This is a genomic window from Pseudomonas gingeri (genome assembly GCF_013385425.1).
GTDB lineage: Bacteria > Pseudomonadota > Gammaproteobacteria > Pseudomonadales > Pseudomonadaceae > Aquipseudomonas > Aquipseudomonas gingeri_D.
Genome location: NZ_JACAQA010000011.1, coordinates 45,121 through 69,104 on the forward strand (window position 1 = coordinate 45,121; position 23,984 = coordinate 69,104).

Sequence of the window (23,984 nt, forward strand, 5' to 3'; positions counted from 1 at the left end):
ACAACACGGCAGCCGCTTTGGAACTGCGGGTTACAGTTCAGGCGGGCCGGGTGAGAGGGTAGTGGGTCGCTGCTTAATGGAACGCGGGCGGGGCGCGGGTGCGAGCACCGGGAAAGGTGGTTTGCCGGGCATGGCCCAGGCGGGTCTGGGTAGCGACGGCGGCCGTCGGCCTGGGGCCGTCAAGGGCGGCGAAGCTCAGGTTCTGCGGCAGGGCCGGGCAACTGAACAGCAGGGTGCAATAGCCGCATTTTTCCCATAGCGCATGGTGCTCGGCGCTGGGGGCGTGGTGCTCGTCGGCGCTGGGCGCCATGGCCTCGCCTGCCTGCCCGGGCATCTCCATCGACATGTCCATGCCCATCGACATGGGCATGCGGTGATCCATCGGCATCGCCTGGGAAATCAGCGGTCCGATAAAGATCATCAGCATGGCGAACAGGCTTAGCCAACTGCCGCGTACTTGGGCGCGGGAGCGGGGTGACCTGAGGCGTGCGGCGTGCATGGCGTTCACGGGCGTCGTCGATTATTGAACGGGCGCGTGATCCATGTGGCTCATCTCATTGGTCCCGGCAGGCGGCTGTTTCTGTACCGATACCTCGACGGTCACGTCGCCGGCTTTTTCAAAGTGCAACGTCAGCGCAAAGTGCTTGCCATCCTGCAAGAGGCTACGGTCCTTGAGGTCCAGCAACATCACATGAAAGGCCATGGGGGCGAACTTCACTTCACCGCCGGCGGGTACTTCGACACTGGCGACTTGCTGCATTTTCATCAGGTCGAGCTGCATCACATGTTCATGCAGTTCGGCCTTGCCGGCGATGGGACTGTCGACGCCGGTCAGGCGGTCGGCCGTGGTGCCCGGGTTGTGGATCACGAAATAGGCCGCTACCGTCGGGGCGTTGGGCGGCAGTTCCTGGGACCAGGGATGGGTGATGCTCAGGTCACCGACCTTGAATTCATGGGCATGGGCAAAGCAGGCGGGCAGCAGCAGGGCGGCCAGCAACAGGGCATTCTTGAACATGGTGGTTCTCCATAACGATTCATGACGCACACAGACTGTGGGTGTGAATCAGGCTAGCGGAGAAGCCCTGGGATTGAGCGAAGGCCACTGCTGGCGCGGGGTGGGGAGGTCGATCTGGGTGACGGGGCGTGCCGGCTGGGTTTCGTCCTGGGCCACCGGCAACTGTGGAACATGGCCGGGCAACGCCAGCAACGAGGCGAAGCCCGCACAGCACCAGCAGTGCTGCATATTGGAATGCTCGTCGTTCTGCGGGGTTTGCTGTTCCAGCTTGCCGAGGTCGATGGCCACCAGGCGGGTGCCACTGGCCGAGCAGAAACTGCCCCACAACAGTTGTTCCGCGATCGAGTCTTGCGAGGCTTGCGCCATGGCTCCGGACATCGGCATGGCGAGCAGATTGAACAGCACTGCAAAGCAGGCGATCCAGGCAATGGCTAGCCGTTGTCGGGGCATGGAAAGGATTTCCGTGAGTGTTTTCAAACAGATGGGTTATTTAGCCTGAACGTCCTTCATAAGTAAAAGCGCGAGCTGCGGTGAAAGGTCGCAAGCTTGTGTAGGCTTTGTCGGTGATCCTTGTGCACAAGCGTAGCAGGATGCCGTCACAGGGTCGGAACGGCATGGACCTCAATCTTCACGCCCAGGGTGGCGCGAATCACACTGAAGATAGCGGCCAGGTTGTCCATGCTCGGATTCCCCTTGGCCGAAAGCATGCGGTGCAGGCTTTTGCTCGGCTTGTCGGTTTCCTTGGCCAGGCCCTCGAAGCCGACGGTAGCGTTGACCAGATCACGCAGGATCACCCGTGCAATCTCGGGTTCGCCATTGAGAAACAGGGTGGCGGCTTCATCCAGCAGTGCCTGGGCGAACGCCGGGTCGCGCTGCGCCCGCTCGGCGATGGTCTGTTTGAAGCTACGAGTAAGGGCCATTCAGTGTTACCTCGTTTTCGATGCGGCTTTTTTACGGTGCTGGTATTCGGCAATGAGCGCCTTGGCTTGCTTGATGTCGTTTGTCTGGCTGGATTTGTGACCACCGCCAAACAGGATGATCAGCTTTTTGCCTTCCTGTAGCAGATAGATCCGGTAGCCCGGGCCCCAATCGATACGGTATTCACCCAGGCCGTCGAACCACTTGATATTGGAGGTATTGCCCATCTGCATACGAAGGATTGCAGTGGATACCTTCGTGGCGGCCTGCACATCCAATGACGCGAACCACTTTTCGAATGGGTTGGCCTGGTTGTCCCGAATATATTCTTCGACCTCGATCATTGTGCTCTCAAGGTAACCTAAAGGTTACTATATTTGCAAGCTGATGATCGTGATCTATTGAGCAGTGCTTGCCAACGCCGCGAGTGTTTCACCAAGCGTCTGGAACTCCCGCTCCACCGGCGGCAATGCCGGTCGCTGGAGAATCAGCACCGGAATTCCGAGTTCCCGGGCCACCTGCAACTTGGGTTCGGTTGCGCTGCTGCCGCTGTTCTTGCTGATCAGCACGTCGATGGCGCGGCGTTCGAACAGGGCGCGCTCGTCTTCCAGCAGGAACGGGCCGCGTGCGCCGATCACTTCGCAGCGGGCATTGCCGGGGTACTCGTCGAGGGCACGCAAGGTCCAGAATTGCCCGGAGGGAATTTCTTCCAGATGTTGCAGCGGCTCGCGGCCGAGGGTGAACAGTGGGCGCTGGAAGGGCTTGAGGGATTCGACCAGTGCGGCCCAGTCGGCCACTTCGCGCCAGTCGTCGCCAGGCTCCGCAACCCAGGCCGGACGCCGTAGCGCCCAGCAGGGAATACCGCTCAAGCGCGCGGCCGTGGCGGCGTTGCTGCTGATTTGCGCGGCGTAGGGATGGGTGGCATCCAGTAGCAGGTCGATGCCTTCTTCCTGAATAAATTGCGCCAGACCCTCGGCGCCGCCATAACCGCCGACCCGGACCTGGCACTGCAAGTCCGTCGGTACCCGCCCGACTCCCGCCAGGCTGTAGATATGCTCGGGGCCCAAGGTCCGGGCAATCGCCAGCGCCTCGGTGACGCCGCCAAGCAGCAACAGGCGTTTCATAACTGCACTCCGGCATGACCGACGACACCGCCCTGGCGGTCGATGGCGAAGACTTCCACTTGCACTTGCCTGGGGACCACGCTGCGGGCGAAGTCGCGGGCGCGCCGGCAGACCGCATCACCCAGGGCGATACCCGCCGCGCTGGCCATGGCCAGTGCCTGCTGGCTGGTATTGGCCTGGACAATCGCGTCCTGCAAGGCCTGGTCGGCGCCGACCTCGGCCGCCCATTCGGCCAGTTGCGGCAGGTCGATGCTCGAATGCCGGCTGTGCAGGTCCATATGCCCGGCCGCCAGCTTGCTGATCTTGCCGAAGCCGCCGCACAGGCTCAGTTTGTCCACCGGGACCTTGCGCAGATGCTTGAGCACGGCGCCGACGAAGTCGCCCATTTCGATCAGGGCGATTTCCGGCAGGTTGTAGACGCGGCGCATGGTGTCTTCGCTGGCGTTGCCGGTGCAGGCGGCGATATGCAGGTAACCGTTGGTCTTGGCGACATCGATGCCCTGGTGGATCGAGGCGATATAGGCCGCGCAGGAAAACGGCCGGACGATACCGCTGGTGCCGAGGATCGACAGCCCGCCGAGAATCCCCAGGCGCGGGTTCATGGTTTTCAGCGCCAGGGTCTCGCCGTCGCGGACATTGACGGTGACCGAGAAGCCGCCGGTGTAGTCCAGTTCAGCGGCCAGTTGTAGCAGGTGGTCAGTGATCATTCGGCGCGGCACCGGATTGATAGCCGGTTCGCCGACGGCCAGGACCAGGCCGGGGCGGGTGACGGTGCCGACGCCTTTTCCGGCATGAAAACGTACGCCGGGTTCGGCGATCAGCCGCACTTGCGAGTAGAGCAGGGCGCCATGGGTGACATCCGGGTCGTCGCCGGCATCCTTGATAGTGCCGGCCTCGGCGCCGTCGTCATGGCGGCGACAGAACTCCAGGCGCATATCCACACGCTTGCCCTTGGGCAGGGTGATCTGCACCGCATCGCAGCTGATGCCGCTGAGCAGCAGGCGTGCCGCCGCCAGGGCGGTGGCGGTGGCGCAGCTGCCGGTGGTCAGGCCGCTGCGCAGAGGGGCGGACTGTTCGGCGGTTTCATCGCGCATGACGATTGCTCTTTGTAGGAGCGAGCTTGCTCGCGATGGTAGTCCAGGCACCGCTGGGTATCAGGCTCCCCGCGTTATCGTTGACGCCCATCGCGAGCAAGCTCGCTCCTACAGTGTCTGAGGGGTTCAAGGCTTGACCACGTCGAGCAAGGTGATCGGCAAGGCCTGGCGCCAGGTGTCGAAATCCCCCAGCGGCTGGGCCTGGGCGATGTGAATGCGGGTCAGTTCGCCGCCATGGACCTGGCGCCAGTTCATCAGCAGCATTTCACTTTGCAGGGTCACGGCATTCGCTACCAGTCGGCCTCCCGGCTTGAGCTGCGCCCAGCAACTGTCCAGCACACCGGGACGGGTAACGCCGCCACCGATAAAGATCGCATCCGGCGGCTCCAGTCCTTCCAGGGCCTTGGGCGCACTGCCGCGAATCAATTGCAGGCCCGGCACACCGAGGCTGTCCCGGTTGCGCTCGATCAAGTGTTGGCGCCCGGTATCGGCCTCGATGGCGATGGCCCGGCAACTGGGGTGGGCGCGCATCCATTCGATACCGATGGAGCCGCTGCCCGCGCCGACATCCCACAACAGTTCACCGGGCACCGGGGCAAGGCGGGCCAGGGTGATGGCGCGGACATCGCGTTTGGTCAGTTGTCCATCATGCTCGAAGGCGCTGTCCGGCAGCCCGCCGATACGCGACAGACGTGGCGTGCCTGGAGCGGCCAGGCATTCGATGGCCACCAGGTTCAGGTCAGCCACCGGCGGGTCGCTCCAGTCATCGGCCAGTCCGTCGATCCGCCGTTCCACGGGGCCTCCGAGGTGTTCCAGAACGCTGATCCGGCTCGGACCGAAACCCCGTTCGCGCAACTGCGCGGCAATCGCGGCGGGACTCAGGCCGTCATTGCTCAGCACCAGCAGACGCACACCGCTGTGCAGATGGGCATTCAGAGCCGCCAGCGGACGGGCGACCACCGAGAGCGTCACCACATCCTGCAAGGCCCAACCCAGTCGGGCAGCGGCCAGTGAACAGGAGGACGGCGCGGACAGCACCTGCATTTCCTCGGTGGTCACTCGCCGCGCCAGACTGGCACCGACGCCGAACAGCATCGGGTCGCCACTGGCCAGCACGCAGGTCGGCTCACCGCGCAGGGCCAGCACGGGCTCCAGGGAAAACGGGCTCGGCCAGTTCAGACGCTCGGCGCGGACGGAGTCCGGCAGCAGGTCAAGCTGCCGCTGGCCGCCGAATACCCGCGAAGCTGCCGACAGAGCTGCCTGGGCCTGCTGACCCAGGCCACTGAAGCCGTCTTCACCGATTCCCACGATTGTCAGCCAAGGCACCATCTAAAATCCTCAAAACACAGCGGTTCCGACGGGCAGGCTTTTCATGCCATCGGACAAAGCAGGCATAATACCGTGCCTTCGAGGGCGAAATGCTCTTCGATAACAGCCTATACCTTTCCTTTACTGCCGGTTGCCCCTTGAACCCACGCCCGCCCGCCACTGCTATTCGCCCCTCGGCCTGTCCGGGGTTGCTGCGCATCGTCCCGGCGCTGGACGGCGGTATCTGCCGGATCAAGCTGGCCGGCGGGGTGATCGGCAGCGCCCAGGCCCAGGCCGTGGCCCGGGCGGCCGCACGTTATGCCGGTGGCGTGATCGAGGCGACCAACCGGGCCAACCTGCAGATTCGCGGTATCGGCGAGCAACAGGCAGCGTTGATCGACGAATTGCTGGCCGCAGGCCTCGGACCGACCACGCCAGCGGGCGATGATGTACGCAACCTGATGCTCAGTCCGGGCGCGGGTATCGACCGTCAGTTATTGATCGATACCCGGCCCCTGGCCGAGCAGATCCTGGCGAGCTTGCAGACTCATTCACGCTTTCATGAGCTGTCGGCCAAGTTCGCGCTGCAACTGGATGGCGGCGAAGCCCTGGCGATGCTGGAGCATTCCCATGACCTGTGGCTGTCGGCGTTGCTGCTGGACGATCAGCCATACCTGGCATTCGGCCTGGCCGGCTGTCCGGCCGATGACCTGCCCCTGGCCGCCGTGCCCCTGGCCGAAGGGCATTCGCTGGTGGTGGCGGTGCTGGAGCTGTTCCTCGACCTGGCCCGTCCCGAACAGACACGCATGCGCCATCTGCTGGCTGAAGTCGTGCCCGCTGAGTTTCTTGCTCGGTTGACCCTGCGCCTTGGCTTCGAACCGGCGGCAGTCCCGTCCTGGCACCGACCAGCCTCTCCCGGTCTGCTGCATATCGGCACTTATCCACAGCGCCAGCCGGGGCGTGTGTACGTGGGGGCTGCGACGCCCCTGGGCCGACTCGACGCTGCGATGCTCGACGGCGTGGCCCGACTGGCCAGTGAGTTCGGCGATGCCAGCCTGCGCCTGACACCCTGGCAGAGCCTGTTGCTGCCCAATATCCGGGCCGAAGATGCGCTCACCGTTACCACCCGGCTGCAACACCTCGGCCTGTTATGCGACGCCGCCGACGCCCTGGCGCAACTGATCGCCTGCACCGGCTCGGCCGGTTGCGGCAAGGGCCTGGCCGACACCAAGGCCGACGCCCGCCGCCTGGCGCTGCACCTGCAAGACCAGCCCCAGGGCGTGCACCTTTCCGGCTGCACGCGATCCTGCGCGGCGGCCCATGTCGCGCCCGCCACCTTGCTGGCGGTTGCGCCCGGCCATTACGACCTCTATTTCCGCGATGTCGCGCACCCGGGCTTCGGCCGGCTGCACGCCCGCCACCTTACTATTGATGCGGCGGGCGCCCTGCTGGCAGCCCGCTCACGGAGCAACACCGATGATTGATTACATCCGCGACGGTCAGGAGATCTATCGCAACTCCTTCGCGATCATTCGCGCGGAAGCCAACCTGGCACGGATTCCCGCGGATCTGGAAAAGCTCGCGGTGCGGGTGATCCACGCCTGCGGCATGGTCGATGCCATCGACGGCCTGCAGTTTTCCCCAGGTGCCGGCAAGGCCGGGCGCGAGGCCCTGGCGGCCGGCGCGGCGATTCTCTGCGATGCGCGGATGGTCAGCGAGGGCGTGACCCGTGCGCGCCTGCCGGCCAACAACCCGGTGATCTGCACCCTGCGTGACGAGCGCGTGCCCGAGTTGGCCCAGGAGCTGGGCAATACCCGTTCGGCGGCGGCACTGGAGTTGTGGCGGCCCCATCTGGAAGGCAGTGTGGTGGTGATCGGCAATGCACCGACGGCGCTGTTCTACCTGTTGGAAATGCTCGATGCCGGCGCGCCGAAACCGGCGTTGATCCTCGGTTTCCCGGTGGGTTTTGTCGGCGCCGCCGAATCCAAGGCGATGCTCGCGGCCGACAGCCGCGGCGTGCCGTTCGTGATCATGCAGGGTCGGCTCGGTGGCAGCGCCATGGCCGCCGCCGCCGTGAATGCCCTCGCTACGGAGATTGAATGATGCAGCAGCCTGGACGTCTGATCGGCCTCGGCGTGGGCCCCGGTGACCCGGAACTGATTACGGTCAAGGCCCTGCGCCTGCTGCGCGAGTCGCCGGTGGTGGCGTACTTCGTCGCCAAGGGCAAGAAAGGCAACGCGTTCGGTATTATCGAGGCGCACCTGCAGGAGGCCCAGGGCCTCCTGCCGCTGGTCTACCCGGTGACCACCGAGGCACTGCCCGCGCCCCTGTCCTATGAGCAGGTGATCAGCGACTTCTACGACGAAGCCAGCCTGGAAGTGGCCGCGCACCTGGAGGCCGGCCGCGATGTGGCGGTGATCTGCGAAGGCGATCCGTTCTTCTACGGTTCCTACATGTACCTGCACGACCGCCTGGCCGAGCGTTATGAGACCGAAGTGATTCCCGGTGTGTGCTCGATGCTCGGCGGCGCCTCGGTGCTCGGCGTGCCGCTGGTGTACCGCAACCAGAGCCTGTCGGTATTGTCCGGTGTGCTGCCCCATGACGAACTCAAGCGCCGCCTGGCCGACGCCGATGCGGCGGTGATCATGAAACTGGGGCGCAACTTCCCCAAGGTTCGCCAGGTGCTGGAAGAGTTGGGCCTGGCCGACCGGGCGCTCTATGTGGAACGCGCGACCATGGCCAACCAGAAAATCGTCCCGCTCGATAAGGTCGAGCCGATGTCCTCGCCGTACTTCTCGCTGATTATCGTGCCCGGCGAACGGTGGCAGGGATGAGCCGCGCGCAACCGGCCATTGTCATCCTCGGCAATGGCAGCCTGGCGACGGCCCGACGGCTGCAACAGATTTATCCGGATGCGCTGGTCTACGGACTGGCGGAGCGGGTCGATGGCGCGGATCGGCTGTATCAGGAGTTTGGCGCGACCCTGCGCCAGCTCTATCAGCAGGACACCCCGATCATTGCCCTGTGCGCCGCCGGTATCGTGATCCGCACGCTGGCCCCGGTGCTCTTGGAGAAAGGTGCCGAACCGCCGGTGCTGGCCGTGGCCGAGGACGGCAGCGCCGTGGTGCCGCTGCTGGGCGGACTGGGCGGGGTGAATGTCATGGCCCGGGAAATGGCCGCCAGCCTCGGTGTGGCCGCGGCCATCACCACCAGCGGCGAGCTGCGTTTCGGCACCTGCCTGCTGAACCCGCCGAGCGGTTATGCCCTGGGCGACCTGGAACTGGGCAAGCGTTTTGTCTCGGACCTGCTGGCCGGTGAAAGCGTGCGCATCGAAGGCGCGGCACCCTGGTTGGCGCAGGCGCATTTGCCGGAAGACCATCAGGCGCGCCTGTCGATTCATGTCGGCAGCGCCGAGCGTGCGCCGGCGGCCAATGAGTTGCTGATTTATCCGCGTAGCGTGCTGGTGGCGGTGACGGCCCGTGTACCGGAACTGGCCAGAGCAGTGCGCGATGCCTTGCACGGCGCAAACATCGCCCGCCAGTCGCTGGCCTGCCTGTTGGCGGCGGACAGCGAGATGGCCAATCCCGCGTTGCGAGAAGCGGCTGTCGAGCTGGGCGTGCCGTTGCGGTTTGTCGCCTCGACCGGTTCTGTCGCTGAAATGGCGCAACAGGCGATACCGCAGTTGCTGCCGCCGATCTCCGTTGGCGAGGGCCTGGCGATCGCGGTCGCCAGCCAGCCACTGGAGCCGGAGCGCATCGGTCGTCCTCGCGGGCGGCTGGCGGTGATCGGCCTCGGTCCCGGTGCCGCCGAACTGATGGTGCCGGCGGTGAAGGCCGAATTGGCCAAGGCCAACGACGTGCTGGGTTATGAAACCTACGTGCGCATGGCCGGTCCGTTCCGTGCGGATCAGGTGTTGCATTGCACCGATAACCGCGAAGAGATGCAGCGTGCCCGACACGCCTTTGAACTGGCGGCCGAGGGGCGTTCGGTGGTGGTGGTGTCATCCGGTGATCCAGGCGTATTCGCCATGGCGGCGGCGGTGCTCGAAGCCCTGCATGAGTCCACTGACCCGCGCTGGCACAGCGTCGATCTGGAAATCCTGCCGGGGGTTTCCGCCTCGCTGGCGACGGCGGCCCAGGCTGGTGCGCCGCTGGGGCATGATTTCTGTGTGATGTCGCTCTCGGACAACCTCAAGCCCTGGAGCATCATCGAGACGCGCCTCGACCTGGCGGCCCGGGCCGACCTGGCCCTGGCCTTCTACAACCCGATCTCGCGCTCGCGGCCCTGGCAGTTGGGCCGGGCCCTGGAGATAGTCGCCGGACACCGCACGGCACAGACGCCGGTGGTACTGGGACGGGATATCGGTCGGCCGGGACAGACCTTGCGGGTGACCACCCTGGGTGAGTTGACGCCGGACCAGGTGGATATGCGCACCATGGTCATCATCGGTTCGTCCACCACCTGTGTCTTTCCCCGTGCCGAGGGTGGCGAATGGGTCTACACCCCGCGCTGGTACGGTGAAAAGCCACGGTCTTGAGGGGCTTCGGGCTCAAAAAGGACGGCGTCTATAATTCTCTATAATCGTATGTAATTGGCTGTAAAACGGCTTTTCTATAATCATCTATAATTGACTATAATCATCTATAATTGACTATAAAGGAGCCTGTCATGTCCTCCCATCAGCCGTTTTTCCACCGCGCGGGTCAGGCCCAGGCATACACCAAAAATATCCTCAGCACGGCTGTTGGCAGCGCCGCCAGCTCCGGTCTGTTTTTTGCCGCGCCACGTCGAACCGGCAAGTCCACCTTCATGCGTGAAGACTTGCGCCCGGCGCTGGAGGCGGCAGGGACCCTGGTGGTATACGCCGACCTCTGGGAAAACATGTCGGCCGATCCGGGCACCGTCATCCTGAGCGCCATTCGCGGCGAGCTGGCAAAAAATGAAGGGGTTATCCAGCGCCTGGCCAAGGGGGTCGGAATGGACAGGCTCAAGGTCGGCGGGTTGTCGTTCGACCTTGATCGTATCGGCCTGGGCAAGGATATTTCCTTGAGTGCCGCGCTGGCGGCACTCTCGGATGAAACTCGGAAGATGATTGTGCTGATCATCGATGAAGCCCAGCACGCGATCACCACCGAGGCGGGCGTGGCGACGATGTTTGCCCTCAAGGCCGCCCGCGACGAGCTCAACAGTAGCCGGCACTTTGGTTTACGGGTGGTTTGTACCGGATCCAACAGTGACAAGCTGGCGATGCTGCGCAACAGCAAGGACCAGGCATTCTTCGGCGCGCCCCTGATCAAGTTCCCACCATTGGGCGCTGATTACATTGAGTGGTTCTGTGCCAATGTGGCTTTGCCCTTCGCTCTGGAGCCCAAGTCGGTTCTTGAATTGTTCAGGCAGGCCTCGAGCCGTCCCGAGGTCCTCGCGGCGGCGGCAGGGGTTTTACAGTACGAGTTCGATCTGAGCGATGAGGACGGGCCGGCGCGCTTTGCCGAGGAAGTGCTCATTCAGGCACAGGGTATGAATCAGGAATTGATGCGAGCGGTGCATAGCCTCACACCGATTCAATCCGCGGTGTTACGGGTGATGGCGGCTGCAGGGTCGGATTACGCCCCCTTCGAGAGCCAGACCATGGCGCTTTACGATGTTGCACTGCTGGCGGCCGGCATTGCTCCTGATGTGGCGAAAGCCGAAATCACCGGTGTACAACAGGCGCTTGTGGCGTTGCAGGAGAAGAAGCTGGTGTGGCGCGCGGCACGAGGGGTCTACGCCGTCGAGGAGCAAAGCGTCGTCGCTGCTCTGGAAAGCGAGGGATTGCTCCAGGGGCTCAAGAGCAACCGCACCGAGCGCTGACTTCAAGGCACCAGATACCCACGCACCCCGGTAAAGATGATCTGCGCCGCCAGGGCGCAGACGAACAGCCCCATCAGGCGGCTGACGATCTGCAGGCCCTGGTCGCCGAGGATGCGTTCGATCCGGTGGGACAGGTACAGCACCACGCCGACGGTCAGGCTCGCCAGCGCAATGCTGACGATGGCCGAGAGCTTGTCGTCCCAGTGCGGCTGGCTGACCCCCATGACCAGCAGGGCACCGATGGTGCCGGGGCCGACGGTCAGCGGGATGGTCAGCGGGACGATAGTCACGTCCTGCTGCAGGTTATCGGTCTGCACCGCCGATTTACCCTGGGCCATGCCCAGCGCCGAAATAAACAGCACGCTGCCCGCGCCGATGCGGAAGGCATCCACGGTGATGCCGAACACGCTGAAGATCACCCTTCCGAACAGATACAGCAGCACGCTGGACACCAGCGTCGCCAACGCGACCTTCCAGGCCAGGCGTCGCCGCTCCCTGCTGGAATAACCACGGGTCAGGCTGATAAAGCAGGACAGGACGAAGAACGGGCTGTAGAGCACCAGCATCTTCAGGTAAACGCTGAATAACACGTGGAGCATGGTGTGGGCTCGCAACGGAGGAGGGCGACGGCAGTCTATCAGGGGTTGCGTACGCTGTCGGCTTTGTCCGGGAACGGGCCGGGCGGATTCTCACGGGGCGGTTTTCTGTCCCGATGTCAGGGCGTCGGAACCTGGGCCTGCTGCTGCGCACGTTCGGCCACCCAGTGCTCCACCAGCTCACGCAACTGCGACAGTTCCACCGGCTTGGCCATGTGCCCGTCCATCCCGGCCTGGCGCGCGCGTTCCTTGTGTTCGGTGAGAATGTGCGCGGTCAGCGCCACCACCGGAGTGCGTACCCGCTGGTTGCCGACTTCCCAGGCACGTAGCTGCTGGGTGGCGGAAAAACCGTCGAGGATCGGCATCTCGCAGTCCATCAGCACCAGGTCATAGCGCTGGGCTTTCATCGCCCGCAGGGCCTCTTCGCCGTTGCTCGCGGTGTCGGGCTTGAGGTTGAGCTTGCCGAGCATGCCGCGGATCACTTTGGTGGAAATGCTGTTGTCCTCGGCCACCAGGATACGGAAGTCGCTCGGTACGGTGATCGGTTCCACCGGCTCGGGACTTGCTGTTGGCGTCGGTGCCGGCCCGTGCCCGTGTCCTGGCCCTTTGTCGCGTTGGGCCAGCTCGTCGGCCAGGGTGGTCTTGAGGGTGTAGCCGGCCACCGGTTTGGCGAGGATGCGCTTGACCCCGGCATTGCGCGCGATGATCTTGCTCGGCGCGTTGCTGATGCCGGTGAGCATGATCAGCAGGATGTCGTGGTTCAGGCTCGGGTCTTCCTTGATCTTCGCCGCCAGCTGCATGCCGGTCATGCCGGGCATGTTCTGGTCCAGCAGCACCGCGTCGAAGTAGTCGCGCAGGTGGGCCTTGGTCCGCAGCAGTGCCAGGGCTTCCTTGCCCGACGGCACGGCACTGACATTCAGGCCCCAGGCGCTGCATTGCTGCACCAGCACCTTGCGGCAGGTGTCGTTGTCGTCGACCACCAGGACCCGCGCACCGCGCAGCGGACCGTCGAGGTCGGAGGTCGGGTTCTCCAGGTGCAGCGGGTCCAGCGGCAGGGTCAGCCACAGGGTGCTGCCCTGGTGGGTGCCGCTCTTGATGCCGAATTCGCCTTGCATCAGTTGCACCAGCTGGCGGGCGATCACCAATCCGAGGTTGCCCCCCAGGCGGGTGGCGGCGAGGAAGTTCTTGCTCTGCAGTTCGGCGTGGAGCAGGGCATCGCGTTCTTCGTCGCCCATCGGTACGCCGCTGTCCTGGACCGCGATGCGCAGGCGCGGCTGGCCGCTGCGTTCGTCGAGGGCGACGACAATCAGGATCTCGCCTTCGTCGGTTTTCTTCAGGGCGTGTTCCAGCAGGCTGAGCAGGGTCTGGCGCAGGCGCGTCGGGTCACCGCTGATCACCCGCGGCACTTGCGGTTGGATAAAGCTGATCAGCTCGACATTCTGCTGCTCGGCCCGGGCCCGGAAAATACTCAGGCAGTCATCGATCAGGGCATTGAGGTCGAACTGCACATCATCCAGTTCGATCTGCCCGGACTCCAGCTTGGAGATGTCGAGGATCTCGTTGATCAGGGTCAGCAGCTCGTTGCCGGCGCTGTGGATGGTCTGCACATAGTCGCGCTGCTTGACCGACAACGGCGTGCCGAGGAGCAGTTCGGTCATGCCCAGCACGCCGTTCATCGGCGTACGGATCTCGTGGCTGATCTTCGCCAGGAACTCGGCCTTGGCGGCGATTTCCGCGTTGCTCGCGGCCAGGTCGCGGCTGAGGCTGAACTGGTCTTCGGTGATGCTGCGACGGCGTTCGCCCAGGGCCACGCTCATCAGCAGGCCGCTGATGCAGATAAACACCAGCAGCGCGATGATCAGGCCTTGCGGTGCCACCAGGGTCAGCCCCAGCAGCGCGGGCAGGATCACCAGCGTGCCGATGTTGAAGATCACCATGGCCACCACGAACAGCCGCGCCGGACGGTAGCCCTTCTGCCAGTGATAGGCGGACACCAGCAGGATGCTCAGGCTCGCCAGGCCCACCAGGCCGTAGGTCATGATGTTCAGGGGCAGGGTGTCGACGAACAACAGCAACAGGCCGCCGAGGCTGATGACCAGGATATCGCCCAGCAGCAGCTTGTTCAGTGGGTGCGGGCCCAGCTGGGAAAAGAACGAGTAGGTGAACATCAGTCCGCAGGGCGCGGTCAGCAGCAGCGCCACATAGGAGGCGGGGGTCTGCGCGCCATGCCAGTCAGGCATCCAGGGACCGATCAGGTTCAGCAGGAACAGCGCGCTGAGCAGCAGGAAGCCTTCGCAGGCCGCCAGCCACAGGCTGCTGCGCGAACGGGTATAGGCGAAGCGGATCAGGTTGTGCAGGATCAGCATCGTCAGGCAGCCGAACAGCAGGCCATAGAGCAGTGATTGGTTCTGGTCGGCGGCGACCGCGATAGCCGGCTCCAGGGTGATGTGCGGGCGAAGCTCGTGCTTGGAGACCAGCCGGAGATAGATATCCAGCGGCCGGGTGCTTTGCACCAGTGGCAGCATGAAGTCACTGCTGGGCAGCGGGCGTTCGGCCTGGGGCAGGTCGTTGCCGGTGCGCACCTGGGCGATCAGGTTGTCGCCGTCGAGGGTATAGAGGTCGAGGCGCGCCAGGTCGGGGGCGAAGACCCGCAGGACTTGTTCATGACTGCCCGGTTGCAGGCGAAAGCGCAGCCACAAGGCACCCTCGGGCTGGGCGGCAGTCAAGCGTTCGAGCTCGACCGGACTGAATTGGTTGGTGAAGCGTGAAGAGCGGATATCGCTCAATTGCAGGTCGGCCTGGTCGTCAAGCAATGACGCCCAGCCAATGCCTTGCGAGGCCTGGGCCGGAGCAAGGCAGAGCAGGGTCAGCAAGCTGACAGTGAAACCTATGGCGATCCTGAGCCAGCGCACGGCGAAATCCCTTCGTAGGTTGATGCCCGGTGATAACTATGCGCAGGGCTGGAATAGTTCGGCAAGGGCTGACGGCCCTTGCCTATCCCTTCGGATAGTTTATTCCTTTGAGTCTGCGCGTTCGCGTGCAATTGCACGATAGCCGATGTCGCTACGGTAGAAGCAGCCGTCCCAATCAATCTTAGCTGCGAGCTTGTAAGCTTGCTGCTGTGCGGCGTCAACGCTGTTGCCCAGGGCGGTGGCGCAGAGCACCCGACCGCCGGAGGTTACTACCTGGCCGTCCTTCAGTGCGGTACCGGCGTGAAAGACTTTGCCTTCCAGGCCTGCGGCCGCATCCAGGCCGTTGATCACTGCGCCCTTGGCGTAATCGCCAGGGTAACCGCCGGCCGCGAGGACGATGCCCAGGCTCGGACGCGGGTCCCATTGTGCTTCGATCTTGTCCAGGGCCTGGGCCAGTGCGGCTTCGATCAGCAGGATCAGGCTCGATTGCAGGCGCAGCATCACCGGTTGGGTTTCCGGGTCGCCGAAGCGGCAGTTGAACTCGATGACTTTCGGGTTGCCGGCCTGGTCGATCATCAGCCCTGCATACAGGAAGCCAGTGTAGACGTTGCCTTCGGCCGCCATGCCGCGCACGGTGGGCCAGATCACCTGGTCCATGACCCGCTGATGCACTTCGGCGGTGACCACTGGCGCCGGCGAGTAAGCGCCCATGCCGCCGGTGTTCGGGCCGCTGTCGCCGTCGCCGACGCGCTTGTGGTCCTGGCTGGTGGCCATGGGCAGGACGTTCTTGCCGTCGACCATGACAATGAAGCTGGCTTCTTCGCCGTCGAGGAACTCCTCGATGACCACCCGCGAACCGGCTTCACCGAAAGCATTGCCGGCGAGCATGTCGCGTACGGCATCTTCGGCTTCACCCAGGGTCATGGCGACGATCACGCCTTTGCCGGCGGCCAGGCCGTCGGCCTTGATCACGATCGGTGCGCCTTTTTCACGCAGATAGGCCAGGGCCGGCTCGATCTCGGTGAAGTTCTGGTAGTCGGCGGTAGGGATCTTGTGGCGCGCCAGGAAGTCCTTGGTGAAAGCCTTGGAACCTTCGAGCTGGGCGGCACCGGCGGTCGGGCCGAAGCAGTCCAGGCCACGGGCACGGAACAGGTCGACCACGCCGGCCACCAGCGGCACTTCCGGACCGACGATGGTCAGGGAAACGTTTTTCTCGGCAAAGTCCGCCAACTGCTCAAGGGCCAGGACGTCGATGGCGACGTTCTCGCACTTGGCCTCGATGGCGGTGCCGGCGTTGCCCGGGGCAACGAAGACTTTCTCGACACGCGGGTCCTGCGCCACTTTCCAGGCCAGGGCGTGTTCACGGCCACCGCTGCCGATGATCAAAACATTCATTTCAAAAACCTCGATGACGCTGAATTCTGGGAGAACTGCGACGCCGCCGTTCTGTAGGAGCAGAGCTTGCTCGCGAAGGGGACCTTGAGGTCGCCAAAGGCTTCGCGGGCAAGCCCTGCTCCTACAGGTGAGCGGCGTTTACACACTTGTCTTTAGTGACGGAAGTGGCGCATGCCGGTGAACACCATCGCGATACCGGCTTCATCAGCGGCAGCAATCACTTCATTGTCACGCATCGAGCCGCCCGGCTGGATCACCGCGGTGACACCGGCCTTGGCCGCATTGTCGAGACCGTCGCGGAACGGGAAGAACGCGTCCGAAGCCATGACCGAGCCCTGTACCTGCAGGCCAGCATGCTCGGCCTTGATTGCAGCAATACGAGCGGAGTTGACGCGGCTCATCTGGCCGGCGCCGACACCGATGGTCTGGCGGTTCTTGGCGTAGACGATAGCGTTGGACTTGACGTACTTGGCGACTTTCCAGGCGAAGATCAGGTCGTGGATCTCTTGCTCGGTCGGTGCGCGCTGGGTCACGACTTTCAGGTCGTCGCTGCCGATCATGCCGATATCGCGGCTCTGCACCAGCAGGCCACCGTTGACGCGCTTGTAGTCCCAGGCCGGGGCGCGGTTGGCGTCCCATTGGCCGCAGACCAGCAGGCGCACATTGACCTTGGCGGCCACAATGGCGCGGGCTTCTTCGCTCACGGAGGGGGCGATGATCACTTCGACGAACTGACGCTCGACGATGGCCTTGGCGGTTTCGGCATCCAGTTCGCGGTTGAAGGCGATGATGCCGCCGAAGGCCGATTCAGTGTCGGTGGCGTAGGCCAGTTCGTAGGCCTGGCGAATACCGCCTTCGGCGTCCGGGCTGACCGCCACGCCGCACGGGTTGGCGTGCTTGACGATAACGCAGGCCGGCTTGACGAAGCTCTTCACGCACTCCAGCGCGGCATCGGTATCGGCCACGTTGTTGTAGGAGAGTTCCTTGCCTTGCAGCTGGGTGGCGGTGGCGATGCCGACTTCGGCGGGCTTGGCTTCCACGTAGAACGCCGCGCTCTGGTGCGGGTTCTCGCCGTAGCGCATTTCCTGGGCCTTGATGAACTGGCTGTTGAAGGTCCGCGGGAATTCGCTGCGGCCTTCTGTGCTCAGGGTCTCGGCGGCCTGGTTCACGGTGCCCATGTAGTTGGCGATCATGCCGTCGTAGGCGGCGGTGTGTTCGAACGCCTTGAGCATCAGGTCGAAACGCTGGGCGTAGGTCAGTCCACCGGCCTTGAGGCTTTCCAGGACCTGGGAGTAGTCGCTGGCGTTGACCACGATGGCCACGTCCTTGTGGTTCTTGGCCGCCGAGCGGACCATGGTCGGGCCGCCGATATCGATGTTTTCGATGGCGGTCGGCAGGTCACAGCCAGGTTTGTTGATGGTGGCTTCGAACGGGTAGAGGTTGACGGCCACCAGGTCGATCGGCTTGATGCCGTGCTCGTTCATGATGGCGTCGTCGATGCCGCGACGACCGAGGATACCGCCGTGGATTTTCGGGTGCAGGGTTTTCACCCGGCCGTCCATCATTTCCGCGAAACCGGTGTAATCCGCGACTTCCACTGCGGCTACGCCGTTGTCCCGCAGCAGCTTGAAGGTCCCGCCGGTGGAGAGGATCTCCACGCCCAGGGCTTCCAGTTCCTTGGCGAATTCGAGGATCCCGGTCTTGTCGGAAACACTGATCAAGGCACGGCGGATCGGCAGGCGGGTGGTCTGGTCGGTCATCTCAATTTCCATCAAAAGCAAAGGAGTCAGCAAAAAAGGCGACCGGTTCTACGCGGGCGCCTTTCTGGTTTGATTGAATGCTTACAGCAAATCGTACTGTTTGAGTTTCTTGCGCAGGGTGCCGCGGTTCAGCCCGAGCAGCTCGCTGGCCTTGGTCTGGTTGCCCTTGACGTAGTTCATCACGCTTTCGAGCAAGGGCGCTTCGACTTCCGAGAGCACCAGGTTGTACACGTCCGTGACGGCCGCGCCCTCAAGGTGGGCGAAATAATTGTGCAGCGCCTTCTCGACACTCCCGCGAAGGGTCTGGCCTTCTTCGCTCGGCGTGTTGAGGTGCTGTTTCAAATTGACGTTGTCGCTCACGGGCGTTGTTCCACTCACTAAAGTCTCGGTCATCATCGTCATGCGGCCACCCCTCTCCCTTCCCCTGTTACCAGGCTCTTGTAACGCTCGGCGAAAAACTGACGAACGTTGGCGCACTGTGCTTCCGTTTCTTCCACACGATTGAAGTGGGCGCGAAACTCCTTGGCGCCCGGCAAGGTTGCGAGATACCAGCCGACGTGCTTGCGGGCGATACGTACACCCATCACCTCCCCATAGAAGGCATGCAACGCGGCCAGATGCTCTAGCAGAATACGTTCCACCTCGAACAGCTCCGGTGCCGGGAGGGTTTCGCCGGTACGCAGAAAATGCTCGATTTCACGAAAAATCCATGGCCGCCCCTGGGCGGCCCGGCCGATCAACAGGCCATCGGCACCGGTCGCGTGCAGCACGTGCCGGGCTTTCTCGGCCGAATCGATGTCGCCGTTGGCGAAGACCGGGATCGACACCGCCTGCTTGATCGCGGCAATGGTGTCGTACTCGGCTTCACCGGTATACAGGTCGGCACGGGTTCGCCCGTGCACCGCCAGTGCCGTGATTCCCGCCTGTTCGGCAATTTTTGCCACCGTCAGGCCGTTCTTGTTCGCCCGGTCCCAACCGGTGCGGATCTTCAGGGTGACCGGGACGTCCACCGCCGCGACCACGGCGTGGAGGATCTCGCTCACCAGTGCTTCGTCTTTCAGTAACGCGGAGCCGGCGGCCTTGTTGCAGACCTTCTTGGCCGGGCAGCCCATGTTGATATCGATAATCTGTGCCCCCAGCTCGACATTGGCCCGGGCCGCCTCCGCCAGCATCTGTGCGTCGCCACCGGCGATCTGTACCGAGCGGGGCTCGGGATCGCCTTCGTGGATCATGCGCAGACGCGATTTGCGGCTGTTCCACAAGCTCATGTCGCTGGTGACCATTTCCGAGACTACAAGACCCGCGCCCAGGCGTCGGCACAACTGACGAAAGGGCTGGTCGGTGACGCCCGCCATGGGGGCGAGAATCAAGCCGTTCTGCAATGTATATGGGCCGATGCGTACCGCCGACATAGGACTTCCCTGGTGTGGGGCCGGATCATGAGAGTTCGAAAAAGGGTTGGCATGATACCCGCTCTCGATGACTGGATAAAGGCAAAATTGGATAAAATCTGAACAGTTATTCGCTTATCGCTGGCGGTTTGGTTGCCGCCAGAAAACTGCCGCCCCGCCGGGCAATGAGTGCCGGGTTACTCGGGCGAGTGGAAGCTCAAGCTGTAGTTCACGGCCTTGGCACCCGGGTCGAGGATGTCCAGGGCGATATGGATCGGTGTCTGTGGTGGCATTTCACCCTGGCCGGCCAGGTCGCCGCTCAGGTACTCGGCGGGTTTGAAGCGGCGGCTGGCGATCAGATGGCCGTTGAGATCGGCGAAGCGCAGCTCCAGCAGCGGAAAGGGCTGGGAGAACGGCGCGCGGTTGTAGATGATCGCATCCACCACCAGGGCGCCGGCGAAGTCCGGGTGGCTACGGACCACCAGGTTGCTGCTCTTGATTCGGGCGATATCGACTTTTGACGGCACCTTGCAGCCGATTTCCGGGCACAGTTGCTGGAACCAGGGGCGGTACTGGTCCTGGCGCGCCAGTTCGTCGAAGTGATAACCGACGTATTGGCCGACCAGGGCGCCGGCGGCCAGCAGCACCAGCAGCAGCCAGAGCAGGCGCCGGCCCCAGGGCGAGCGGCGGCGTTGCCAGTCGAGCTGGATCGGGTCGTCGACCAGGTCCAGCAGCACGTCGTCGTGCAGGCCGGGCTCGTTGCGCTCGCGCTTGGCCTTGGGTTTCCTGTGTTCTTCTTCGGCGGGCGCATCGTCGGCCGGTTCAGGGGCCGGTGGGGCATGGAAGGTGTCGTCTTCCAGCTCATCGTGCTCAAGCTGCAGGCGCGGGACTGGTGGTTCGTCGTCCAGATCGGCGAGATCGAAGGACAGCGAAGGCTCGGTGCGCGCTGACTTGGGTTGTTCTGGCTTCTTTTCCGGCGCCTTGGCCGGGGCCGTTTCGCCCTCGTCGGCCGAAGTGGCTCCGACAGGCTTGCCCGGCGGTTCGCTGAACAGGCTGTCGGGCCATTGCTCTTCTTCCGTGTCCGGGCCGTCGCGGCGGGCGCTGAGGGACTCGCCCTTGCCGCCGCGGTCCTGGCCGAACGCCTTGGTCGGCTGGATTTCCCGCTGTTCCAGGCGCGCCAGTTCCTCGTCCAGGTCGAGGTTGTCCAGGTCCAGCTCTTCGGCCGACCATTGTCGCTGGCTGATGGCCCGTGGCTGTTGCGGCGGTTCTGGAGGCGGTGGCGGCGGTGCGGGTGGTACTGGCGCCGGCACCGGCTTCGGCGCTGGCGCGGCAACACCGGCGGCGCTCGCCGCTTCCCGGGCTGCGCGTTGTTCGAGCAGTTGTCGCGCAGCGTTGAACACCTGCAGGCAGGAGCCGCAACGAACCACACCACGGGCCACGCTCAATTGAGCGTGGCTGACGCGGAAACTGGTCTGGCAATGCGGGCACTGGGTGACGAAGCTGTCGGTCATGCGGCGATCCGGTTCATGCAGGCGCCCATTCTAGCGCCGACGACCACTGATGCGCACCCAGCCATCGCGATCGGCAATCGGGTCGAGATCGAAGTCCTGGGCATAAGCAGCAGCGACTTGCGCGCCCTGTTCGGCGAGGATCCCCGAGAGCGCCAGGCGACCGCCGGGCTTGACCAGGGTGGACAGTTGCGGTGCCAGGGACACCAGCGGGCCGGCGAGGATATTGGCCACCAGCACGTCGGCCGGGACCTGGGGCAGGTCTTGCGGCAGGTACAGCGGGAACAGCGCCTCGTCGATATGGTTGCGCCCGGCGTTATCGCGGGAGGCTTCCAGGGCCTGGACGTCGATATCGGTACCGACCGCTTCCTTGGCGCCCAGCAGCAGGGCGGCAATCGCCAGGATCCCCGAGCCGCAGCCGAAGTCCAGGACGTTGCAGTCCTTGAGGTCCTGGCCGTCGAGCCATTCCAGGCACAGTGCGGTGGTCGGGTGGGTGCCGGTGCCGAAGGCCAGGCCCGGGTCGAGCAGCAGGTTGACCGCTTCCGGTTCCGGCGCGGCGTGCCAGCTCGGGACGATCCACAGGCGGCGGCCGAAGCGCATCGGCTCGAAGTTGTCCATCCAGCTGCGTTCCCAGTCCTGGTCCTCGATCACTTCGCTGTGGTACTCGGGCAGTGGTGCGCCGGTCAGCAGTTCCAGGTGCGCGAGCACGCTGGCCGCCTCGGTGCCGCCTTCGAACAGCGCCAGCAGGTGGGTGTGTGACCACAGCGGGGTGGTGTTGAGTTCCGGTTCGAAGATCGGTTGATCTTCGGCATCCATGAAGGTGACCGAAACGGCGCCGACTTCGAGGAAGGCGTCTTCGTAGGTTTCGGCTTGTTCCGGGCTGATGGCCAGGCGTACTTGCAGCCAAGGCATGGCGGGGCACCTTTGCAAAAATGGAGTGTGCAACCGCGGGGGCTGCGAGAAACGCGCAAGTCTACTTGAGCAGCGCCTTGGGCGGTATTCAAAAAAGCGAACCTGAGTCTGGCGCAATCCCCTGTAGGAGCGTGGCTTGCCCGCGAAGGGGCCCTCGAAATCGTCAAGAGCTTCGCGGGCAAGCCCTGCTCCTACAGGTTTATGTTGTACGAAAAGATCGTGAACGACGTAGCCCTGTAGGAGCGTGGCTTGCCCGCGAAGAGGCCCTCAAGGTCGCCTGGCACGGTGGCTTATGCCAGAAACAACAAGGCCGCAATCAAGCGGCCTTGTCGATGGGATCACGCACTCACTGGTTGGCGAGCTTGTGTTCCAGGTAGTGAATGTTCACACCACCCTTGCAGAAGCCTTCGTCGCGAACCAGGTCGCGGTGCAGCGGGATATTGGTCTTGATCCCGTCCACCACGATTTCGTCCAGGGCGTTGCGCATGCGCGCCAGGGCTTCGTCACGGTCCTTGCCATAGGTGATCAGCTTGCCGATCAACGAGTCATAGTTCGGCGGTACCGCATAACCACTGTACAGGTGCGAGTCGACGCGAACGCCGTTGCCGCCCGGTGCGTGGAAGTGCTTGACGGTGCCCGGGCTCGGAATGAACTTCTTCGGGTCCTCGGCGTTGATCCGGCACTCCAGGGCGTGACCGCGGATCACCACGTCGTCCTGGGTGTAGGACAACGGGTTACCGGCGGCGATGCTGAGCATCTCCTTGACGATGTCGATGCCCGTGACCATTTCCGATACCGGGTGCTCCACCTGCACGCGAGTGTTCATCTCGATGAAGTAGAAGCTGCCGTTCTCGTAGAGGAACTCGAAGGTGCCGGCGCCACGGTAGTTGATGTCGATGCACGCCTTGACGCAGCGGGCGAAGACTTCCTGGCGGGATTTCTCATCGATGCCCGGGGCCGGTGCTTCTTCCAGTACCTTCTGGTGGCGACGCTGCAGCGAGCAGTCGCGGTCACCCAGGTGAATGGCGTGGCCCTGGCCGTCGGACAGTACCTGGACTTCCACGTGACGCGGGTTGGTGAGGAATTTTTCCAGGTACACCATCGGGTTGCCGAACGCTGCACCGGCTTCGGTGCGGGTCAGTTTGGCCGAGGAGATCAGGTCTTCTTCCTTGTGCACCACGCGCATGCCGCGACCACCACCGCCACCGGCGGCCTTGATGATCACCGGGTAGCCGACTTCACGGCCGATGCGCAGGGCTTCTTCCTCGTCTTCCGGCAGCGGGCCGTCGGAACCGGGAACGGTGGGGACGCCGGCCTTGATCATGGCGTGCTTGGCCGAAACCTTGTCACCCATCAGGCGAATGGTGTCGGCTTGCGGGCCGATGAAGGCGAAACCGGATTTCTCGACCTGTTCGGCGAAGTCGGCGTTTTCCGCGAGGAAGCCGTAGCCCGGGTGGATCGCCGTGGCACCGGTGACTTCCGCGGCCGCGATGATGGCCGGGATGTGCAGGTAGGACTGGGCGGCAGGCGCCGGGCCGATGCACACGGATTCGTCCGCCAGGCCCAGGTGCATCAGCTCCTTGTCGGCCTTGGAGTAGACGGCGACGGTCTTGATCCCCAGCTCCTTGCACGCGCGCAGGATCCGCAGTGCAATTTCACCGCGGTTGGCGATCAGGACTTTTTCCAACTTCGCAGGATTCGACATCGTTGGCTCTCCGCGCTTCAAACGATGGTGAACAGCGGTTGGTCGTACTCAACCGGCTGGCCGTCTTCGACGAGGATGGACTCGATCACACCGCTGGTTTCAGCTTCGATGTGGTTCATCATCTTCATGGCTTCGACGATGCACAGGGTGTCGCCTTTCTTCACGCTCTGGCCGACTTCGACAAACGACGGGGCGGCCGGCGAGGATTTGCGATAGAAGGTACCGACCATCGGCGAACGGGCTACGGTGCCGTTCAGCGCCGGGGCGGCTGCAGCGACCGGGGCCGCTGCCACTGGGGCGGCAGCCGGAGCGGCGGCGACCGGTGCTGGCATCGGTGCCGGAGCGTAGTACTGCTGCGCCGGGGTCTTGCTGTGGCGGCTGATGCGTACGGACTCTTCGCCTTCCTTGATCTCGAGCTCGTCGATACCGGATTCTTCCAGCAATTCGATCAGTTTCTTAACTTTACGGATATCCATTAATCGTCAACTCCCAAGGG

The 23,984-nt window shown here is 63.8% G+C and carries 23 protein-coding genes; 5 read left to right on the forward strand and 18 right to left on the reverse strand.

Features of this window, described 5'->3' with window-relative positions; all coding sequences use genetic code 11:
• Positions 1 to 73: 73 nt before the first annotated feature.
• From HX830_RS16600 to cbiE, 8 genes are all read right to left on the reverse strand, one after another.
• On the reverse strand, positions 74 to 499 hold the full coding sequence (locus HX830_RS16600) for a DUF2946 domain-containing protein (RefSeq protein WP_177101292.1): 426 nt from the start codon (positions 497 to 499) through the stop codon (positions 74 to 76).
• Positions 500 to 520: 21 nt separating this feature from the next.
• Complete coding sequence (locus tag HX830_RS16605; RefSeq protein ID WP_177101294.1) at positions 521 to 1,015, reverse strand: copper chaperone PCu(A)C; 495 nt, start codon at positions 1,013 to 1,015, stop codon at positions 521 to 523.
• A gap of 48 nt (positions 1,016 to 1,063) precedes the next feature.
• On the reverse strand, positions 1,064 to 1,465 hold the full coding sequence (locus tag HX830_RS16610) for a DUF2946 domain-containing protein (RefSeq protein ID WP_177101296.1): 402 nt from the start codon (positions 1,463 to 1,465) through the stop codon (positions 1,064 to 1,066).
• Between the two features lie 146 nt (positions 1,466 to 1,611).
• On the reverse strand, positions 1,612 to 1,935 hold the full coding sequence (locus HX830_RS16615; protein WP_100944269.1) for a helix-turn-helix domain-containing transcriptional regulator: 324 nt from the start codon (positions 1,933 to 1,935) through the stop codon (positions 1,612 to 1,614).
• A 6-nt stretch (positions 1,936 to 1,941) separates the two neighbouring features.
• Entirely contained in the window at positions 1,942 to 2,277 is a 336-nt protein-coding gene (locus HX830_RS16620) for a type II toxin-antitoxin system RelE/ParE family toxin (protein ID WP_177101298.1), read from the reverse strand.
• 54 nt (positions 2,278 to 2,331) lie between these two features.
• Positions 2,332 to 3,057, reverse strand: coding sequence for a cobalt-precorrin-6A reductase (locus HX830_RS16625; RefSeq protein ID WP_177101300.1), 726 nt, complete (start codon positions 3,055 to 3,057; stop codon positions 2,332 to 2,334).
• Complete coding sequence (locus HX830_RS16630; protein ID WP_177101302.1) at positions 3,054 to 4,151, reverse strand: cobalt-precorrin-5B (C(1))-methyltransferase; 1,098 nt, start codon at positions 4,149 to 4,151, stop codon at positions 3,054 to 3,056. The genes HX830_RS16625 and HX830_RS16630 overlap by 4 nt, the downstream gene beginning before the upstream one ends.
• A gap of 126 nt (positions 4,152 to 4,277) precedes the next feature.
• Complete coding sequence (gene cbiE, locus HX830_RS16635) at positions 4,278 to 5,480, reverse strand: precorrin-6y C5,15-methyltransferase (decarboxylating) subunit CbiE (protein WP_177101304.1); 1,203 nt, start codon at positions 5,478 to 5,480, stop codon at positions 4,278 to 4,280.
• A 137-nt stretch (positions 5,481 to 5,617) separates the two neighbouring features.
• On the opposite strand from cbiE, the gene cobG reads away from it, so the two are divergent.
• From cobG to HX830_RS16660, 5 genes are all read left to right on the forward strand, one after another.
• Positions 5,618 to 6,943 (forward strand): precorrin-3B synthase, encoded by a 1,326-nt coding sequence (gene cobG / locus HX830_RS16640; protein ID WP_256350533.1) that lies wholly within the window; start codon positions 5,618 to 5,620, stop codon positions 6,941 to 6,943.
• Positions 6,936 to 7,562: a precorrin-8X methylmutase gene (locus HX830_RS16645; RefSeq protein WP_100944274.1), complete on the forward strand. Its 627-nt coding sequence runs from the start codon at positions 6,936 to 6,938 to the stop codon at positions 7,560 to 7,562. Before cobG ends, HX830_RS16645 begins: the two co-directional genes overlap by 8 nt.
• Complete coding sequence (locus tag HX830_RS16650; protein WP_177101377.1) at positions 7,562 to 8,293, forward strand: precorrin-2 C(20)-methyltransferase; 732 nt, start codon at positions 7,562 to 7,564, stop codon at positions 8,291 to 8,293. Before HX830_RS16645 ends, HX830_RS16650 begins: the two co-directional genes overlap by 1 nt.
• Positions 8,290 to 9,996, forward strand: coding sequence for a precorrin-3B C(17)-methyltransferase (gene cobJ, locus HX830_RS16655; RefSeq protein WP_177101308.1), 1,707 nt, complete (start codon positions 8,290 to 8,292; stop codon positions 9,994 to 9,996). Before HX830_RS16650 ends, cobJ begins: the two co-directional genes overlap by 4 nt.
• 131 nt (positions 9,997 to 10,127) lie before the next feature.
• Positions 10,128 to 11,309, forward strand: coding sequence for an ATP-binding protein (locus tag HX830_RS16660; protein WP_177101310.1), 1,182 nt, complete (start codon positions 10,128 to 10,130; stop codon positions 11,307 to 11,309).
• Positions 11,310 to 11,311: 2 nt separating this feature from the next.
• On the opposite strand, the gene HX830_RS16665 is transcribed toward HX830_RS16660, so the two are convergent.
• The 10 genes from HX830_RS16665 to accB form a co-directional block, all read right to left on the reverse strand.
• Complete coding sequence (locus HX830_RS16665) at positions 11,312 to 11,908, reverse strand: MarC family protein (RefSeq protein ID WP_152741591.1); 597 nt, start codon at positions 11,906 to 11,908, stop codon at positions 11,312 to 11,314.
• A gap of 116 nt (positions 11,909 to 12,024) precedes the next feature.
• Entirely contained in the window at positions 12,025 to 14,817 is a 2,793-nt protein-coding gene (locus tag HX830_RS16670; protein ID WP_177101312.1) for a response regulator, read from the reverse strand.
• A gap of 99 nt (positions 14,818 to 14,916) precedes the next feature.
• Complete coding sequence (gene purD / locus HX830_RS16675) at positions 14,917 to 16,212, reverse strand: phosphoribosylamine--glycine ligase (protein WP_103497794.1); 1,296 nt, start codon at positions 16,210 to 16,212, stop codon at positions 14,917 to 14,919.
• 152 nt (positions 16,213 to 16,364) lie between these two features.
• Positions 16,365 to 17,972: a bifunctional phosphoribosylaminoimidazolecarboxamide formyltransferase/IMP cyclohydrolase gene (gene purH, locus HX830_RS16680; protein WP_103497792.1), complete on the reverse strand. Its 1,608-nt coding sequence runs from the start codon at positions 17,970 to 17,972 to the stop codon at positions 16,365 to 16,367.
• An 81-nt stretch (positions 17,973 to 18,053) separates the two neighbouring features.
• A complete protein-coding gene (gene fis, locus HX830_RS16685) occupies positions 18,054 to 18,374 on the reverse strand; it encodes a DNA-binding transcriptional regulator Fis (protein ID WP_003186237.1) in 321 nt (106 codons plus the stop codon).
• Entirely contained in the window at positions 18,371 to 19,384 is a 1,014-nt protein-coding gene (gene dusB, locus HX830_RS16690; RefSeq protein WP_103497791.1) for a tRNA dihydrouridine synthase DusB, read from the reverse strand. Before dusB ends, fis begins: the two co-directional genes overlap by 4 nt.
• Positions 19,385 to 19,560: 176 nt before the next feature.
• Positions 19,561 to 20,874, reverse strand: coding sequence for a DUF3426 domain-containing protein (locus HX830_RS16695; protein ID WP_177101314.1), 1,314 nt, complete (start codon positions 20,872 to 20,874; stop codon positions 19,561 to 19,563).
• A gap of 30 nt (positions 20,875 to 20,904) precedes the next feature.
• Positions 20,905 to 21,783 carry a 50S ribosomal protein L11 methyltransferase gene (gene prmA / locus HX830_RS16700; protein WP_177101316.1) on the reverse strand — a complete coding sequence of 293 codons (879 nt, stop codon included), beginning with the start codon at positions 21,781 to 21,783 and terminating at the stop codon, positions 20,905 to 20,907.
• Between the two features lie 346 nt (positions 21,784 to 22,129).
• The gene (gene accC, locus HX830_RS16705) at positions 22,130 to 23,488 is read right to left on the reverse strand and encodes an acetyl-CoA carboxylase biotin carboxylase subunit (protein ID WP_177101318.1); all 1,359 of its coding nucleotides are present in this window, start codon (positions 23,486 to 23,488) and stop codon (positions 22,130 to 22,132) included.
• Positions 23,489 to 23,505: 17 nt separating this feature from the next.
• The gene (gene accB / locus HX830_RS16710; protein ID WP_100944285.1) at positions 23,506 to 23,964 is read right to left on the reverse strand and encodes an acetyl-CoA carboxylase biotin carboxyl carrier protein; all 459 of its coding nucleotides are present in this window, start codon (positions 23,962 to 23,964) and stop codon (positions 23,506 to 23,508) included.
• Positions 23,965 to 23,984 lie beyond the last annotated feature (20 nt).

Excerpts from the sequence above, each read along its gene's own strand:
- HX830_RS16600 (WP_177101292.1), bottom strand. The coding sequence starts at position 499 with ATGCACGCCGCACGCCTCAGGTCACCCCGCTCCCGCGCCCAAGTACGC.
- HX830_RS16605 (WP_177101294.1), bottom strand. The coding sequence starts at position 1,015 with ATGTTCAAGAATGCCCTGTTGCTGGCCGCCCTGCTGCTGCCCGCCTGC.
- HX830_RS16610 (WP_177101296.1), bottom strand. The coding sequence starts at position 1,465 with ATGCCCCGACAACGGCTAGCCATTGCCTGGATCGCCTGCTTTGCAGTG.
- HX830_RS16615 (WP_100944269.1), bottom strand. The coding sequence starts at position 1,935 with ATGGCCCTTACTCGTAGCTTCAAACAGACCATCGCCGAGCGGGCGCAG.
- HX830_RS16620 (WP_177101298.1), bottom strand. The coding sequence starts at position 2,277 with ATGATCGAGGTCGAAGAATATATTCGGGACAACCAGGCCAACCCATTC.
- HX830_RS16625 (WP_177101300.1), bottom strand. The coding sequence starts at position 3,057 with ATGAAACGCCTGTTGCTGCTTGGCGGCGTCACCGAGGCGCTGGCGATT.
- HX830_RS16630 (WP_177101302.1), bottom strand. The coding sequence starts at position 4,151 with ATGCGCGATGAAACCGCCGAACAGTCCGCCCCTCTGCGCAGCGGCCTG.
- cbiE (WP_177101304.1), bottom strand. The coding sequence starts at position 5,480 with ATGGTGCCTTGGCTGACAATCGTGGGAATCGGTGAAGACGGCTTCAGT.
- HX830_RS16645 (WP_100944274.1), top strand. The coding sequence starts at position 6,936 with ATGATTGATTACATCCGCGACGGTCAGGAGATCTATCGCAACTCCTTC.
- HX830_RS16650 (WP_177101377.1), top strand. The coding sequence starts at position 7,562 with ATGCAGCAGCCTGGACGTCTGATCGGCCTCGGCGTGGGCCCCGGTGAC.
- cobJ (WP_177101308.1), top strand. The coding sequence starts at position 8,290 with ATGAGCCGCGCGCAACCGGCCATTGTCATCCTCGGCAATGGCAGCCTG.
- HX830_RS16660 (WP_177101310.1), top strand. The coding sequence starts at position 10,128 with ATGTCCTCCCATCAGCCGTTTTTCCACCGCGCGGGTCAGGCCCAGGCA.
- HX830_RS16665 (WP_152741591.1), bottom strand. The coding sequence starts at position 11,908 with ATGCTCCACGTGTTATTCAGCGTTTACCTGAAGATGCTGGTGCTCTAC.
- purD (WP_103497794.1), bottom strand. The coding sequence starts at position 16,212 with ATGAATGTTTTGATCATCGGCAGCGGTGGCCGTGAACACGCCCTGGCC.
- purH (WP_103497792.1), bottom strand. The coding sequence starts at position 17,972 with ATGACCGACCAGACCACCCGCCTGCCGATCCGCCGTGCCTTGATCAGT.
- fis (WP_003186237.1), bottom strand. The coding sequence starts at position 18,374 with ATGACGATGATGACCGAGACTTTAGTGAGTGGAACAACGCCCGTGAGC.
- dusB (WP_103497791.1), bottom strand. The coding sequence starts at position 19,384 with ATGTCGGCGGTACGCATCGGCCCATATACATTGCAGAACGGCTTGATT.
- HX830_RS16695 (WP_177101314.1), bottom strand. The coding sequence starts at position 20,874 with ATGACCGACAGCTTCGTCACCCAGTGCCCGCATTGCCAGACCAGTTTC.
- prmA (WP_177101316.1), bottom strand. The coding sequence starts at position 21,783 with ATGCCTTGGCTGCAAGTACGCCTGGCCATCAGCCCGGAACAAGCCGAA.
- accC (WP_177101318.1), bottom strand. The coding sequence starts at position 23,488 with ATGTCGAATCCTGCGAAGTTGGAAAAAGTCCTGATCGCCAACCGCGGT.
- accB (WP_100944285.1), bottom strand. The coding sequence starts at position 23,964 with ATGGATATCCGTAAAGTTAAGAAACTGATCGAATTGCTGGAAGAATCC.